Annotated in this window: 19 protein-coding genes; 12 read left to right on the top strand and 7 right to left on the bottom strand. The window is 41.4% G+C overall.

The annotated features are described in order from the left end of the window. Positions 1 to 61 precede the first annotated feature (61 nt). From lipA to MKX97_RS12550, 4 genes are all read left to right on the top strand, one after another. The gene (gene lipA / locus MKX97_RS12565; RefSeq protein ID WP_050804709.1) at positions 62 to 1027 is read left to right on the top strand and encodes a lipoyl synthase; all 966 of its coding nucleotides are present in this window, start codon (positions 62 to 64) and stop codon (positions 1025 to 1027) included. A 19-nt stretch (positions 1028 to 1046) separates the two neighbouring features. After that, complete coding sequence (locus tag MKX97_RS12560; RefSeq protein WP_040759712.1) at positions 1047 to 1349, top strand: YutD family protein; 303 nt, start codon at positions 1047 to 1049, stop codon at positions 1347 to 1349. 100 nt (positions 1350 to 1449) lie between these two features. Next, entirely contained in the window at positions 1450 to 1896 is a 447-nt protein-coding gene (locus MKX97_RS12555; protein ID WP_009498106.1) for a DUF86 domain-containing protein, read from the top strand. 5 nt (positions 1897 to 1901) lie between these two features. Next, complete coding sequence (locus MKX97_RS12550) at positions 1902 to 2669, top strand: TIGR01457 family HAD-type hydrolase (protein ID WP_342536106.1); 768 nt, start codon at positions 1902 to 1904, stop codon at positions 2667 to 2669. 39 nt (positions 2670 to 2708) lie between these two features. Here MKX97_RS12550 and MKX97_RS12545 read toward each other — a convergent pair whose 3' ends face one another. Next, a complete protein-coding gene (locus MKX97_RS12545; protein ID WP_040759434.1) occupies positions 2709 to 2945 on the bottom strand; it encodes a YuzB family protein in 237 nt (78 codons plus the stop codon). A 138-nt stretch (positions 2946 to 3083) separates the two neighbouring features. Between MKX97_RS12545 and MKX97_RS12540 the strand changes: the two genes are divergently transcribed. After that, a complete protein-coding gene (locus MKX97_RS12540; protein ID WP_009498103.1) occupies positions 3084 to 4151 on the top strand; it encodes an NAD(P)/FAD-dependent oxidoreductase in 1068 nt (355 codons plus the stop codon). A 391-nt stretch (positions 4152 to 4542) separates the two neighbouring features. Here the strand turns inward: MKX97_RS12540 and MKX97_RS12535 are convergent, their stop codons facing one another. Then, complete coding sequence (locus tag MKX97_RS12535; protein ID WP_040759404.1) at positions 4543 to 4869, bottom strand: YuzD family protein; 327 nt, start codon at positions 4867 to 4869, stop codon at positions 4543 to 4545. Between the two features lie 86 nt (positions 4870 to 4955). On the opposite strand from MKX97_RS12535, the gene MKX97_RS12530 reads away from it, so the two are divergent. Next, complete coding sequence (locus MKX97_RS12530; protein WP_009498020.1) at positions 4956 to 5195, top strand: NifU family protein; 240 nt, start codon at positions 4956 to 4958, stop codon at positions 5193 to 5195. A gap of 59 nt (positions 5196 to 5254) precedes the next feature. Here MKX97_RS12530 and MKX97_RS12525 read toward each other — a convergent pair whose 3' ends face one another. After that, positions 5255 to 5956 (bottom strand): DUF2225 domain-containing protein, encoded by a 702-nt coding sequence (locus tag MKX97_RS12525; protein WP_342536105.1) that lies wholly within the window; start codon positions 5954 to 5956, stop codon positions 5255 to 5257. A gap of 119 nt (positions 5957 to 6075) precedes the next feature. Here MKX97_RS12525 and MKX97_RS12520 point away from each other — a divergent pair, with 119 nt between their 5' ends. The 4 genes from MKX97_RS12520 (at position 6076) to MKX97_RS12505 (ending at position 10353) form a co-directional block, all read left to right on the top strand. Continuing rightward, a complete protein-coding gene (locus tag MKX97_RS12520) occupies positions 6076 to 6441 on the top strand; it encodes an iron-sulfur cluster assembly accessory protein (protein WP_221835097.1) in 366 nt (121 codons plus the stop codon). A 584-nt stretch (positions 6442 to 7025) separates the two neighbouring features. Continuing rightward, positions 7026 to 7961 carry a hypothetical protein gene (locus MKX97_RS12515; RefSeq protein WP_342536104.1) on the top strand — a complete coding sequence of 312 codons (936 nt, stop codon included), beginning with the start codon at positions 7026 to 7028 and terminating at the stop codon, positions 7959 to 7961. Between the two features lie 447 nt (positions 7962 to 8408). Then, complete coding sequence (locus tag MKX97_RS12510) at positions 8409 to 9626, top strand: NAD(P)/FAD-dependent oxidoreductase (RefSeq protein WP_221835093.1); 1218 nt, start codon at positions 8409 to 8411, stop codon at positions 9624 to 9626. A 400-nt stretch (positions 9627 to 10026) separates the two neighbouring features. Continuing rightward, positions 10027 to 10353, top strand: coding sequence for a YuiB family protein (locus MKX97_RS12505; protein ID WP_078818054.1), 327 nt, complete (start codon positions 10027 to 10029; stop codon positions 10351 to 10353). Between the two features lie 70 nt (positions 10354 to 10423). Here MKX97_RS12505 and MKX97_RS12500 read toward each other — a convergent pair whose 3' ends face one another. Continuing rightward, positions 10424 to 10900, bottom strand: coding sequence for a divergent PAP2 family protein (locus tag MKX97_RS12500; RefSeq protein ID WP_078818055.1), 477 nt, complete (start codon positions 10898 to 10900; stop codon positions 10424 to 10426). A gap of 156 nt (positions 10901 to 11056) precedes the next feature. Between MKX97_RS12500 and MKX97_RS12495 the strand changes: the two genes are divergently transcribed. Together MKX97_RS12495 and MKX97_RS12490 are read left to right on the top strand one after the other, a co-directional pair. Next, positions 11057 to 12565: a leucyl aminopeptidase gene (locus MKX97_RS12495; RefSeq protein WP_342536103.1), complete on the top strand. Its 1509-nt coding sequence runs from the start codon at positions 11057 to 11059 to the stop codon at positions 12563 to 12565. 71 nt (positions 12566 to 12636) lie between these two features. Continuing rightward, a complete protein-coding gene (locus MKX97_RS12490) occupies positions 12637 to 12876 on the top strand; it encodes a hypothetical protein (RefSeq protein WP_078818057.1) in 240 nt (79 codons plus the stop codon). A 21-nt stretch (positions 12877 to 12897) separates the two neighbouring features. Here the strand turns inward: MKX97_RS12490 and mnhG are convergent, their stop codons facing one another. From mnhG to MKX97_RS12475, 3 genes are read right to left on the bottom strand one after another with little or no spacing between them, the layout of a single operon-like run. Further along, positions 12898 to 13278: a monovalent cation/H(+) antiporter subunit G gene (gene mnhG / locus MKX97_RS12485; RefSeq protein WP_078818058.1), complete on the bottom strand. Its 381-nt coding sequence runs from the start codon at positions 13276 to 13278 to the stop codon at positions 12898 to 12900. Further along, positions 13262 to 13543, bottom strand: a complete 282-nt coding sequence (locus MKX97_RS12480; RefSeq protein WP_009498012.1) for a Na(+)/H(+) antiporter subunit F1 — start codon at positions 13541 to 13543, stop codon at positions 13262 to 13264. Before MKX97_RS12480 ends, mnhG begins: the two co-directional genes overlap by 17 nt. Continuing rightward, positions 13540 to 14022, bottom strand: coding sequence for a Na+/H+ antiporter subunit E (locus MKX97_RS12475; protein WP_078818059.1), 483 nt, complete (start codon positions 14020 to 14022; stop codon positions 13540 to 13542). The genes MKX97_RS12480 and MKX97_RS12475 overlap by 4 nt, the downstream gene beginning before the upstream one ends. Positions 14023 to 14028: the final 6 nt, after the last annotated feature.

Raw genomic sequence — 14028 nt, 5'->3', positions numbered from 1 at the left:
ATCCCAATTGAAGATTTTCAGAATTTATGTTACATTGGCATGAGTAGAATCTATGATCAGAATGGAGTCGGTAGCGTTGTCCTGTAGACCTGAAACCGGAAGAAAATCAGAGCATATTAAGAAGCCCGATTGGCTGAAGATTAAGCTGAACACCAATGAGAACTATACAGGTTTAAAGAAGTTAATGCGCGAGAAAAATCTACATACAGTTTGCGAAGAAGCTCGTTGTCCGAATATTCATGAGTGTTGGGGCGAGCGTCGAACTGCTACATTTATGATTTTGGGCGCTGTATGTACAAGGGCTTGTCGTTTCTGTGCAGTTAAAACAGGCTTGCCAAATGAATTGGACACTGCCGAGCCAGAGCGCGTGGCAGATTCAGTTGAGTTGATGAATTTGAAACATGTTGTCGTTACTGCAGTTGCACGTGATGATTTGAAAGATGGCGGTTCTGCTATTTTTGCAGAGACGATCCGTGCCATTCGCCGTAAAAATCCATTCACAACAATCGAAGTCCTGCCATCTGATATGGGAGGAGATCGTGATAATTTACAGCGTCTGATGGATGCGAAGCCAGATATATTAAATCACAATATTGAAACCGTGCGCCGGTTAACGCCTAGAATCCGAGCGCGTGCCACGTATGATCGCTCATTGGAACTATTGGCTCGTGCTAAAGAGATGTACCCAGTAATTCCAACTAAGTCGTCATTAATGGTGGGACTCGGTGAGACTGTTGAAGAGATTATTGAAACAATGGATGATCTCCGCGCACATGATGTGGATATCATGACAATCGGTCAATATTTGCAGCCGACCAAAAAGCATGCGAAAGTGGTAAAATACTATTCACCAGACGAGTTTGGTGAATTACGCAAAATTGCAATGGAAAAAGGGTTCTCCCATTGTGAGGCAGGACCACTTGTGCGCTCAAGCTATCATGCGGATGAGCAGGTCAATGCTGCTGCTAAAGAAAAGCAACGTCAAGGTGACAAGCAGCTTGAGTTAGAACAGCAAGCGAGCAGTTAATATGGAAGTGAAGAATCGAATGGTTATTTTAGAGAATGTACAATATGAGCTAGCAGAAGAGTTTCGGGACGGCTTTGATGAAGAGGCACTGAACGAACGATTCAGTGAAGTATTGTTGAAGTATGATTACATCCTTGGCGATTGGGGATACGGTCAATTGCGATTGAAAGGTTTTTTTGAAGACCGCAATGCAAAATCGACTTATGAAACAAAGATCAGCACCGTTCAGGATTATATTTATGAATACTGCAATTTTGGCTGTGCGTATTTCATTTTGAAGAAGATTGGTAAAGTAAAAACCGAACCACAAGAAACTGAGTAAAATAAAGTGAGAGCTGCGAGCAATTGCCCGCAGCTTTTATTTGTTTGGATGAAAATATGATAAGATAGAAAGAGAAAAATGATGAGGAGGAATACAGATCATGTATTTTGTCGATCAAAAACAAATCAGAAAGACACTTGCTTATATGGAACAATTAATTCAACTTTTCGAAAAGGAAAACAGCTGGCAACAAAGCGAAATAAATAAACTTGCACTTGAGCGTATTGCGCACGGTTTAATAGAAGGAATTATAGATGTAGGGAACTCGATGATTGATGGATTCATTATGAGAGATCCGGGAAGTTACGATGACATCATCGATATTTTAGAGGATGAAAAAGTGATTAAGCCGGAACAAGCGGATCCTTTGAAAGCATTAATTTCCTTACGACCTATGATTGTACGTCAATTTGTTGAAGTAGAAACAGCAGAAGTAGAAACGGCTATCCGAGAAACGTCAAACGAACTAAAACAATTTCCGAAGCAAGTACGGGATTATTTGACGAATGAACTAGGACCAGTTTCTGCGTTTCTGCCGACGGAGTAATGGGTATGGGAGAGTATAAGGCATATTGTCTCGATTTGGATGGCACAATGTATCGTGGTAAAGAACCTATTGTTGAGGCGGTCGATTTCGTAACTGACTGTCAGGCAGAAGGCGCAGAAACATATTTCATTACGAATAATGCGGCTTTGACACGGGCCGCACAGCAAAAGAAATTAGCTGAATTTGGTGTGCTGACAGATATTGATCATATTATGAATTCAGCCATAGCACTTGCTAGATATTGTAAACAATATTATGCAGGGGCAAGTGTCATGATGATAGGCGAGGAAGGGCTGGAAGAGGCATTAGAGGCGGAACAAATTACGCTTACAACGAAAAACCCAGACGTTGTAATGATGGGGCTTGACCGTCAAATTACTTACAGCAAATTAGCGGAAGCTTGTCTTGCGATTCGAAATGGCGCTCGCTTTTTAGGGACCAATCAAGACGTGAAATTTCCGACTGAAAAAGGTCTCGTACCAGGAAATGGTTCGTTTCTTCATTTGATGGAGGTCGCTAGCGGCGAAAAACCTATCGTTGTAGGAAAACCAGAGCCGCATATGCTGCAGTTTATTCAGCAGCAAGGTGCATATGAAAAGGAAGAAATGGTAATGATCGGGGATAATTACGATACGGACATTTTAGCAGGGATACGCTATGGAATAGACACGGCGTATGTAGCGACAGGTGTGACTCCGCTGGAAGAGGTGCTGATAAAAGAGTTGCTGCCGACCTATGTACTGTCTTCACTAGGGGATTGGCCAAAAAAATAAGCATAGTGCCCGTAGAGAACTATGCTATTTGCTATATGATTAAAAAAGCGGATTTTCTTCAATGAATTGATAAATGCGTGCTGTCAATTCGTCAGCAGTATCCGCTTCGACAAGTTCGCCGTTGACGATTGCGTATAAAGTATCTGTACATTTAGTACAGTAGCTCAAGCATCCGTATTCTAGTACATCAATGTTCGGGTCTCTTTCTAATGTCTCAAATACCGGATAAGAACCACTCGCCAAATTACTGATGCAAAACTCTACGATAGGGTTCATCATTCTCACCTCGCTACTAGAAATGGTACTCTTTTTTTAGAGAGGCGTCAATGAACATGGCATATTGTGAAAAGTATCACAAACTGCTATAATAACAAATGAGCTTTGAGCGGAAAATAGACATAGAAGGAGAACATTATGAGGAAATTATTGTTACTAGGTGCCGGTTATGGAAATATGCGAATTCTACTTCGTCTCCTAAATAAGGATTTGCCGAAAGATATAGAAATCACACTTGTCGACAGGACACCATTTCATAGTTTGAAAACGGAATTTTATGCGTTGGCTGCAGGTACAGTGCCTGATTCTGAAATTCGGGTAGCTATTCCTAACCATGAACAATTGAAAGTAGTAGAGGGCGAGATTAAAGAAATTAAGCCTGGTGAAAAAGAAGTGTTGCTAGTTGACGGCCAAACACTTACGTATGACGATTTAGTGATCGGCTTAGGTTGCGTAGATAACTTCCACAACGTCCCTGGCGCGGAAGAAAATACGCTGAGCATTCAGACAATCGGCAAGTCAAGAACAACGTATCAAACGCTTCTAGGTTTAAGTGGTGGAGCAACTGTAGGTATTGTAGGGGCAGGTTTAAGCGGAATCGAGCTGGCGAGCGAATTGCGTGAGAGTCGTCCTGATCTGAAGATTAAACTATTTGACCGTAGCCCTCGGATTCTGCGCGATTTTCCAGAACGTTTGAGTAAATATGTAAAGGATTGGTTTGACAAGCACGAAGTAGAAGTGGTCGCCAATTCGAATATCACGAAGGTAGATCAAACCGTCCTTTATAATCATGAAGAGACGATTGACGTGGATGCGGTCGTTTGGACTGCAGGTATTAAACCGAGTCAAATAATTGAAGCAATGGACGTTCAAAAGGATCGTTCAGGACGAGTTGTACTCAACCAATATCACCAGATACCAAACCACACGAACGTTTATGTCGTTGGTGATGTTGCTGCTCTTCCTCATGCACCAAGTGCACAGTTGGCCGAGGTTCAAGCAGAGCAGATAGTACAAGTGTTGCGTCTACTCTGGAAAAATGAGCCGCTCATGGAGGAAATGCCGGAGTTGAAATTAAAAGGGTTCATGGGTTCATTAGGAAAGAAACAAGGATTTGCATACTTGGCCGATCGTACAGTCACGGGTCGAATTGCTCGTCTTATGAAATCAGGTTTACTGTGGATGTATAAGTGGCACAATGGATAATACTAAAAAGGTCACTCATGGAGCGTAAAACTCTGTCGGTGGCTTTTTTATTATCTTGAATCGCGGAGGAAATAGCGTTGTTTTTTTGCTTGAAGAAAAAGAGTGGAGAAGTAATGACAGGGCCGCCTTTGGTAGATAATTATCTATATCGTTTGTGGGGAAGAACGTTTCATAACAGAGGAAGCTACAGGACAAGCTGCCGAAATGTTGCGAGAGAAATATGGCTGGACTATCTATGTCAGAGTGGCATGAAGTATGAAGGAGCTGCTCAGACAGCTCCCTTTTGCTATTTGATTTGGCGCGTTTTTAAAGTCAGTCTACATTGTATAGATCGTGTAGCAGATCGAAACATTCTCGTAATGGTTCTCAATTATTCAGTCCCATTATCAATTTATCCTGCATGATAACCGTGCGTTTCCATTGCTTTAAAAACTGGTTTTAACTGGATATATCCTTCGCCGATCACCTCGTCTTCAATTAGGACGAGTGGATAAAAATACTCGTCATCTCGGACTTTTTCTGCAATTTCTCTCTGCCGGTCATCAGATAGTTCATTGTCGATATCAATGTACGTGATGGTAAAAGGTTGGTCAGGATACTTCCTTGCAATTGCGGCTTCAAGCCATTCGTACGTGTCTTTTGAAGAAGGAGCGTTCACACAGCTGGCACAGATTATATCTGCACCAAACACTTCAATTGTAACGGGTGTTTGTGACATATTCATCAATCCTCCGAATCATTATTGGATTTTTTCTGCTCGGCAGTTTATAATAAGTATTATAAGGAAAGGAGAGAGTGATTACAATGACAACAGATACTCAACTATACGAACCGGTTAAAGAAGTTTTAGATAAATTACGCCCATTCCTCTTGAGAGATGGAGGAGACTGTGAACTTGTAGATATCGATGAAGGAATCGTCAAGCTGCGCTTACTAGGTGCATGTGGTACGTGCCCAAGTTCTACAATCACACTTAAAGCAGGCATCGAGCGCGCTTTGCTTGAAGAAGTGCCAGGCGTCGTGGAAGTCGAACAGGTCTTTTAAATTAATTATGAAAGCCGTGCAGGGAAGTCAATACTTCTCTGCACGGCTTTTTTAGCTAATCAATCATTGCTTTCAGATTCTTCCCCGCGAATTTCCTGCCACCGATCCTTCGCGAGCTCGATAAGATGGGGCTCGGTCGATCTTTTCTGACTCTCGATTACACGTGAGAAATTGCGAATTGCTTCTTCCCAATCGCGTATACGCCAAGATAATTCGGCTATCATATACTGTACGCGTGTCTCCGACATTTGTGTGCCAACATGATCGCCTTCTGAAAATGCTTGTATATAGAGGTCACGTGAAATTCTTAAATAGCGTTTTTCGTTGGCATCATCTTCTGCTTCTCGATAGATCCAGGCAATTCTCAACATCATACCAGCCATTGTCAAATACTTTTCTTTCTTAAAGTTCGCACTTAAATACGCAAGTTTATACGACTCGATGGCTTCTTCTTTAGTACGGATACTGCCGAATGAACGACTATGCCATTTCGACGTAATGTTTTTTTCAATCAACTCTTTTGTGCCTGGAGCAAAATAAGGGGAAAAGTCTTCAGTAGATGCAAAGCCGCAGTGAGGACAAACGGCAACATTATATAAAAGAGGATTAATTTCCTCATTGACGTATATAGGTCTAAAATCACTATCATGCTCTGCTACCCTAACTTGACGCGAACGGATTCTAGTAGTTGGAAAATGCTCTTTGCACAATAAACACTGCATTTTCTTTTCGTAAAAAGGGCTAACTTCCAATATACTCATTCCTTTCATTCATAAGTCTTAGTATACAGCAAAATAGACCTATAGCGGGGACTATTTGTTTGCATTCTAATGAAAAAGATTGATATGATAGAACAAAACGTGGAAAGTGAGTGTGAATAATGAATAATCCAGTTGAAATTACAGAAGCAGCAGCATTTCACGTGAAGAAGATGATGACTCATAATGAAGAAGAAGGCTCTTATCTGCGCGTTTCCGTCAATGGCGGAGGGTGCAGCGGATTAACATACGGTCTAGGCTTTGCGCAGGAAAAGGAAGAAGATGACGTGTCGTATACACAGCACGAAATCCCAGTTCTTGTAAAAGGTGAAGATGCAGCGATTTTAGAAGGAACTAAAGTGGACTACAAAGAATCCCTAATGGGCGGCGGTTTCACCATCGATAACCCGAACGCCATTGCAAACTGTGGATGTGGTACGTCTTTCCGAACAGCTAAGAAAGCAGGAACTCCTGCTGAATGTGATTGATGAACCGTTTTGTAAATGTTGGGTGCGGATTGTAATTGGCGGTTAGAATTGATGTGTACACAATCCCGGAAAAGTGTAAACACAACCCTAAAGTAATGTGTTTAGGGTTGTGAATATCGAGCCTTTTTGATTTGTATGTTGCTAAAACAATACAAATTAAGGAGGCTTTTTTATGTCGTTGAATAAAGGTATCCAAGTATTAACTTTGAGCAAGTGATTGACCTTGTCATATCTGCTAAGAGTGCAGAGGGTCTTAGACCATGGATATTGAAGGATTATAAAATGTATTTAAATTTAATTTGGTCTTTTTGACTACAAACCCCACTTTACTATATAAACTTATTTTTTTTAGACTAAATACCGAAAGTACATTTTTGATTTAAAATAAGGGGTTAAAAACTATATTCCAAGATGCAGAAAACGAGTTATGGAAAGTTATTCAAAATGTAAATGATGAGATGAAATATTAATGTTATAAAAATGTGGTAAATTTCCTTTATGAGAAATCTTAGAATGAATAGAGAAAAATTTATATAATTCTTGTTTTGAAACGAAAAAAATAAAAAACGGGGTTGTGAAGGTTAATGGATGTGGATAAAAGTCAATACATTGATCAATGTATTATAAAATATGAATCAATTATAAATAATGCAAAAGAAGGAACGGCACAAGATAATGAAGTATTAACAGCAATTACCAAATCGATGTCATTTGGTCTGTTAAAAACCAACTACGATATATGGTTAGATGAGTGCTTTTTACATCAAGACTGGCAAAAGTGGAATAATTTAATTTTCCAGCAAATGCGTTATCAATTACTTCCGGGATGTAGCGGAGGGTATGACCATTGTCAAAATTCCTTACATATTTTAGAGGCATTCGCTTGCGGGGATAACAAAATAATGGAGCGCATTCTTCCATCCGAACTGGGGTTAACTAAAAATGGTTACCCGTTTTATGTTGTGATGAGCAATCTCTTGAGGGCAATTTGGTATAGGGATGAAATACTTTTGCTAAAAGCGCTCTATGCTGCCGAAAAATTTGTTGGCACAAAGAAACCACAATGGGAGCGTTCAGTAGTTGCATTTCTGCTTTCATTACATAAAGAAAATGTCGAGGCAATGGGGAATCATTTACAAAATTTGTGTTCAGGATACATGCGTGCAGATTTCAGTAAAGCGATGAAACAACTATGTGTGCCTGCACATGGTCTTTATTGTTTGGCACAAAACTTATTGCCCGCAGAAATATTTCAACAGATAAAAATGCCTGAACACAAGAACTTTTCTCAAGGATTTGCAAAATGGAGAAATGAAAATCCGCACCCTGTATTAAATTTATACTTTGAATATCCAGCGCCTCTGGAAATCCTCAATCAAATTTATGTGGCCCCAGTTGCTAAAAGCATTATTTCACAACCATATCTTCATAGCGATAATCCTTATCATTCTCTGCAATTAAAGAAAAAATGGTTTCTTGATGAGGAGGCAATGCTAATAGCCTTTGTTGAAAATGTGTAAACTTTCTTTTTTAACTCATGTTATAGAATTATGTGAAATTGTCTGTTTTAGGTATATTAAATAAAATAACTGCAGAAAAATGGAAATGACCTGTTGTACTCACATGAATTGAAAATTTCAACGAAGCGTCTAAACATCCTCAAGAATGGCTTTTCCACATTAGTTAGGCTACAATAGAATCAAATCATACAGGCAAGGAATACACAATCCGGACTGTGATTGAAACCTATAAATTGTTTATAATAGCCTGAAAATGCATGTGGCTCACTAGTCGAAATTGATTATTTGCACAATAAGAATCCTATTGAAAAGCATGCGCAAAAAGGCTACTATAAATAGGGAAAGCAAAATCATATCAAATCTAAATGCCAGCACTTCGTAAAACTATGTATTGCCTATTTTACACGTACTCGGCATTTAATAAATTTAAAGGTGGTTTCGATTTACGTGAAAAGACCGACAATCTTAGTTTTGGGTGCAGGATACGGTGGTTTGATGACCGTTGTCAATTTACAAAAATCATTAGGTGCAGATGAAGCTGATGTCATCCTCATCAATAAAAACGACTATCACTACGAGTCTACTTGGTTGCATGAAGCGGCTGCAGGAACGTTGGCTCCTGAGCAAGTGCGTTACGATATTGCAAGCGTCATTAATAGCAACAAAGTGCAGTTCGTCAAAGCTGAAGTGACGGGAATTGACGTAAAGAACAAGAATGTGACGACAAACATCGGTTCGCATACATATGATTATCTTGTGATTGCACTTGGTTTCGAGGGTGAAACGTTTGGTATTCCAGGGCTTGATAAATATGCTCTATCGATTGCGAACGTAAAAGCAGCTCGCCAAATCCGTGATCATATGGAATACCAATTTGCGACTTGGTCTCTTGAAGAAGAGAAAGACGACAGCCGTCTAACGATTGTTGTGGGTGGGGCTGGCTTCACAGGTATTGAATATCTTGGTGAATTAGGTAACCGTGTCCCTGAATTATGTAAAGAATACGATGTGCCTGCTGAGAAGGTACGCATTCTATGTGTCGAGGCTGCGCCAATGGTCTTACCGGGCTTTGATCCGGAACTTGTTGAATATGCAGTACGTCAATTAGAATCTAAAGGGGTAGAATTCTCTATCGGAACTCCGGTTGTGGAAGCGACTCCTGAAGGCGTTAAGATAAAAAAAGGCGAAGATGAATTTGAATTCATCAAAGCTGGTACAGTTGTATGGGCTGCAGGTGTTCGCGGAAACCGTATGATTGAAGAATCGGGTATTGAAAACATGCGTGCTCGAGTAAAAGTAGACAAAGATTTGCGGGCACCTGGCTTCGAAGACGTCTTCGTAATCGGCGACTGTTCTCTAATGATCAATGAAGCGATTAATCGTCCATATCCACCGACTGCTCAAATTGCGATGCAGCAAGGTGATATGTGTGCGAATAATATCATCGCTTTGATTCAAGGCAAGCAAACCGCTGAATTCGTACCGGATCTTAAGGGAAGCGTGTGTTCACTTGGTGATTCTGATGCAATCGGTGTTGTGTTCGATAAGAAAATCACAGGCACAAAAGCATCATTCATGAAGAAAATGATTGATAACCGCGCGCTCTTTATGGTCGGTGGAGTCGGCTTGACGATAAAAAAAGGGAAGTTCAACTTCCTAAAATAAAAAAACGGAAAAGCACTCGCAGCTGCGGGTGCTTTTGACTTGTAGAGGAAAATACTATTAAGCGGTAAAGATACCGTTGACCTACGTTCCAGGCGGACGCCTTGCGGTGAGCTAATCCCGCTGGAAAAGCGAAGCGTTACGAGTATTTCTAAGCTCTAAATTCCGGAACCCTAAACCCTGTATATCATTCCTGCATTATAAAACACACGCTTTTAAAAGTGCTTTTTTATAAGTACGATATAAAGTCAACTCTGATGAGTGATTTGGCAATCAAAACATTTTGTTGTTTTTTAAGATTTAATGACAACTGAAAAAATTGTCTCCATACTCTGTCTCATTCTATTGAAAGCATTCATCCTATCCTGTAAAATGTGGAGTGATGAACTGGAGGTAAACGACAATGCAAACGATATCTATAGCACAAGTGATGCTATCGATCTTGATATTTATTGTTATGTTTTTCGGCATCGGCTTTTTGTTGAATATGCTGTTGCGCATGACATGGCTTATGGCAATCATTTATCCGATCGTGGTCATTTTCATTATTGATGATGTACCGATGTATCAATACATCACGAAACCTGGCTTTGCGTTTGGTGAGCTGGGAAGTAATATTATGTCCCTTCATGTGGTAGATATCGTGATTCTATCAAGCGGACTGGTAGGGGCGATCATTGCGGGATTCGTCATTAAAATATTACGCAAGCAAGGGTATCAGATGTTTTGATGGATGAATCGTTACATATCTAAAACCCCCAAACCTATAATGGTTTGGGGGTTTTTATGATGATTGACACTCATAAAATCACGGTATACGTGAAAATTGAAATCGCGATACCTGTTAAGGCGCCAAAGAACACTTCGCTCGGTTTATGGCCGAGTAAGGTCTTCAACTCTTTCATTTTTGTCTCATTGTCCTTCTTAGGCCAGTCTTTTATATCCTCTACAAATATTTGAAAATCAGCCCGCATTTGATTGATAATAATGGCCTGCTGCCCCGCTTGATAGCGGATTCCCGTCGCATCAAACATGACAATGACTGCGAAAATTGCGGACACAGCAAACAATGGAGATTCGAGACCAGCTTCAAACGCAATGGCAGTGGTCAAGGCAGTGACCGCGGCGGAGTGAGAGCTGGGCATCCCTCCTGTAGACGTCATTAAGCCGATATCGAGTTTACGTGTTAATAAAAAATGAATGGGGATTTTTACAAATTGAGCAAAAAGAATGGCGAATAACGCTGCGAGGAGCGGTATGTTTTCAAAAATGGCCAAATGATTCCACTCCCTTTCGGTCGGTATATTGAGAACAAGTATACCATAATCTTTCTGAATCGATGCAAAAAACAATAAACCTTGTCATTGGTACAGTGAATCTGACTAGTCTATACTAATAAAGTGTAGCTGTATAAAGAGAGGGGATATCATCATATGATTACAGTTGAAACCGCATTAACAATTGACCAGCAAGAGGTTGATGTACTGATTATTGGAGTGCCCGACCACCCGGAAAATATAGAAGGCTGGGATGCATTCGTGAAAGCGTTTCATCCATCTGTACCGGATTGGATAAAATCACATGATATTCAACAAGATTTTAAGCAACTAACGAAAATGCCTGCTCTTTCTGAGAAGAAATACAAGCGTGTATATTTTATGGGAGTCGGCAAGCAGAAAGAATTGGCGGAACAACCGCTTCGTGAATTATTCGCTGCCGTAGGAAAGCAGTTGCGCAAGGACCGAGTAAAAACAGCAGCAGTGTGGACGGCTCCTTTTTGTAATGACGACATCACCTGTGAAGATGTTGCCTACTTGGCATCTGAAGGTATTAGCCTAGGTGCATATGAATATGAAGGTTTTCAAACGACATCCAACGAAATCGATGTGGTACTCTCTGCCTTAACATTCATCACGACAGCGGATGAACAAAGTGTTAAAGCAGCGGGCGAAGTGGGCATGATTTATGCGAATGCTGTGAATGAAGCGCGAACACTTGTCAATGTCCCGCCTAATTTATTGACACCGACTAAAATGGCCGACTATGCCCGCGAATTGGCAGATAGCTATGACCTGGAGATTGATGTCCTTGGCAAAGCGGAGATGGAGGAGCTTGGTATGGGTGCAATACTGGCCGTTAACCAGGGATCCGTAGAAGAACCCCAGCTTATCGTCTTAAAATATCAGGCGACCGAACAATGGGAGGATGTCATTGGATTGGTCGGTAAAGGCATCACATACGACACGGGCGGATATTCGTTGAAGCCCCGTGAAGGCATGGTAGGTATGAAAGGGGATATGGGCGGCGCTGCAGCTGTTCTTGGTGCAATGTGCATCATTGGGGAGTCGCGACCGAAGAAAAACGTCATCGCGGTCATCGCATCGACTGATAATATGATTTCTGGTGCTGCATTTAAACCGGATGACGTTATTACTTCATTGAGCGGTAAAACGATTGAAGTATTGAATACAGATGCAGAAGGCCGTCTCGTGCTTGCGGATGCAGTGACCTATGCCAAGCAAGCCGGTGCTAAATACTTGATTGATGTAGCGACGCTGACAGGCGGTGTTATTGTGGCGCTAGGTAACGACAAGACAGGCACATTGACGAATAACGAAGCCTTTTATACTCAATTTGCCGAAGCGGCAGAAGAGACAGACGAATTCATTTGGCGTCTTCCACTTACGGAAAATGATAAGAAACGTATTCGCAAAAGTAATGTTGCAGATTTGAATAACTCACCTGGTCGCGACGGCCATATGATTTTCGGAGGCGGGTTCGTAGGCGAATTTGCAGAAGAAACGCCGTGGATTCACTTGGATATCGCTGGTACGTCTGACGCAGCAAGTCCTCATGCGTTAGGACCTAAAGGAGCAACAGGTGTCATGGTGCGCACGCTTGCGACCTTTATAGAACGTCTTGCGGCAGAACAAGAGGAATAACTTTAATTAGGCGTTTGACCCAAACCCTTTTTTATCTTGGGCATAGGATACAGGGAAAGGGGGAGCATGTTATGTCAAGAGGTCATTACAGAGGCGGTTATGGATCAGGTGGAGGTGGATTTGGCGGAGGCTATGGATTCGGTGGTCCATTTCTCGGCGGCTTGGTCGGCGGATTTTTAGGAAATGTCATTTCTCCAGGCTATGGATATGGGGGCTATGGCGGTGGCTACGGCGGTTATGGTGGCGGCTATTATCCACAGCCTTATCCTTTTTATCCTCCTTATTATCAGCCATTCTATCCATACTTTTAAAGAAAAAACACGCATGGAGGATCAATCCTCCTGCGTGTTTTTTGCTATTTCCGCTCTTTTCTTTTCAACCTCGTCCTTCAAATCATCTCCAACTGTCAACTCGGTAGGTTTCACGCCTGACATATAGGCAGCGCGTGCCATCAAATGACCGCCGATCGGAGAGGTGATGAACAAAAACGCAATCCCTAATAATAACGAGATACTGAAATGTCCTTCATTCCACCAAAAATGAAAGAAGACACCGAGCAACAGACTCATGACACCGAGCGTGGCGCTTTTCGAAGCAGCATGCGCACGAGTATAAGCATCAGGAAGCCGCAAGACGCCAATGACCGTGACAATCGTAAAGATGATTCCCACAACGACGAGTGACACAATAATAATATCAGCTATCAGATCCACGTTCGATAATCTCTCCTCTCTCAATAAATTTAGAGAAGGACACAGTACCAATAAACGACATGATGGCAATTAATAATATCACGTCGATAAAGAATGGCGTGTCGAATAGGATAGACAATAGCGCGATTGAAGAGATCAGCATGACACCAATCGCATCGAGCGCGATGAGCCGGTCAGGAACAGAAGGGCCCCGCCATACACGGTATAACAACCCGACCATCGATAAGATGACCAATACTAAACAGACTGTATAAAAAATAATCATCCCCGACTCACCTCCATAATCGCTTTCTCAAATGTGTTTTTAATGGAATCAATCGCTTCATCGACATCGTCCACATCAATTGCATGAATATATAGCGTCCGCTGATCATCCGAAACATGAATGACAATCGTTCCAGGTGTTAACGTAATCAGACTGGACAAAAGTGTGATTTCCCAATCTTGCTCCAGTTCAGTAGGCAAGGCAAAAATCATAGGCTGAATCGATGACAAGTCCGGTTTAATGACCAACAGTAAAACCGAGATATTAGACAACACCAATTCCCTTAGGAAGATAGCAGTCAATTTAAGCGCTGACCACAGACGCCAAATATACAGGCGACCTGGGAAAAAGCGTCGAGTCATAATGATGAGAAGCAGACCAATGATATATCCAATAACGAATGTAGAAGGTGTCAATGAACTTGTCATGAACATCCAAACGACTGCAATGAAGAAATTTAAAAGTATCTGAAAAGCCATTGACCT

This window comes from Sporosarcina sp. FSL K6-3508 (assembly GCF_038615825.1).
Classification (GTDB): Bacteria; Bacillota; Bacilli; order Bacillales_A; family Planococcaceae; genus Sporosarcina; species Sporosarcina newyorkensis.
This window is presented reverse-complemented; position numbering and strand designations above follow the sequence as displayed.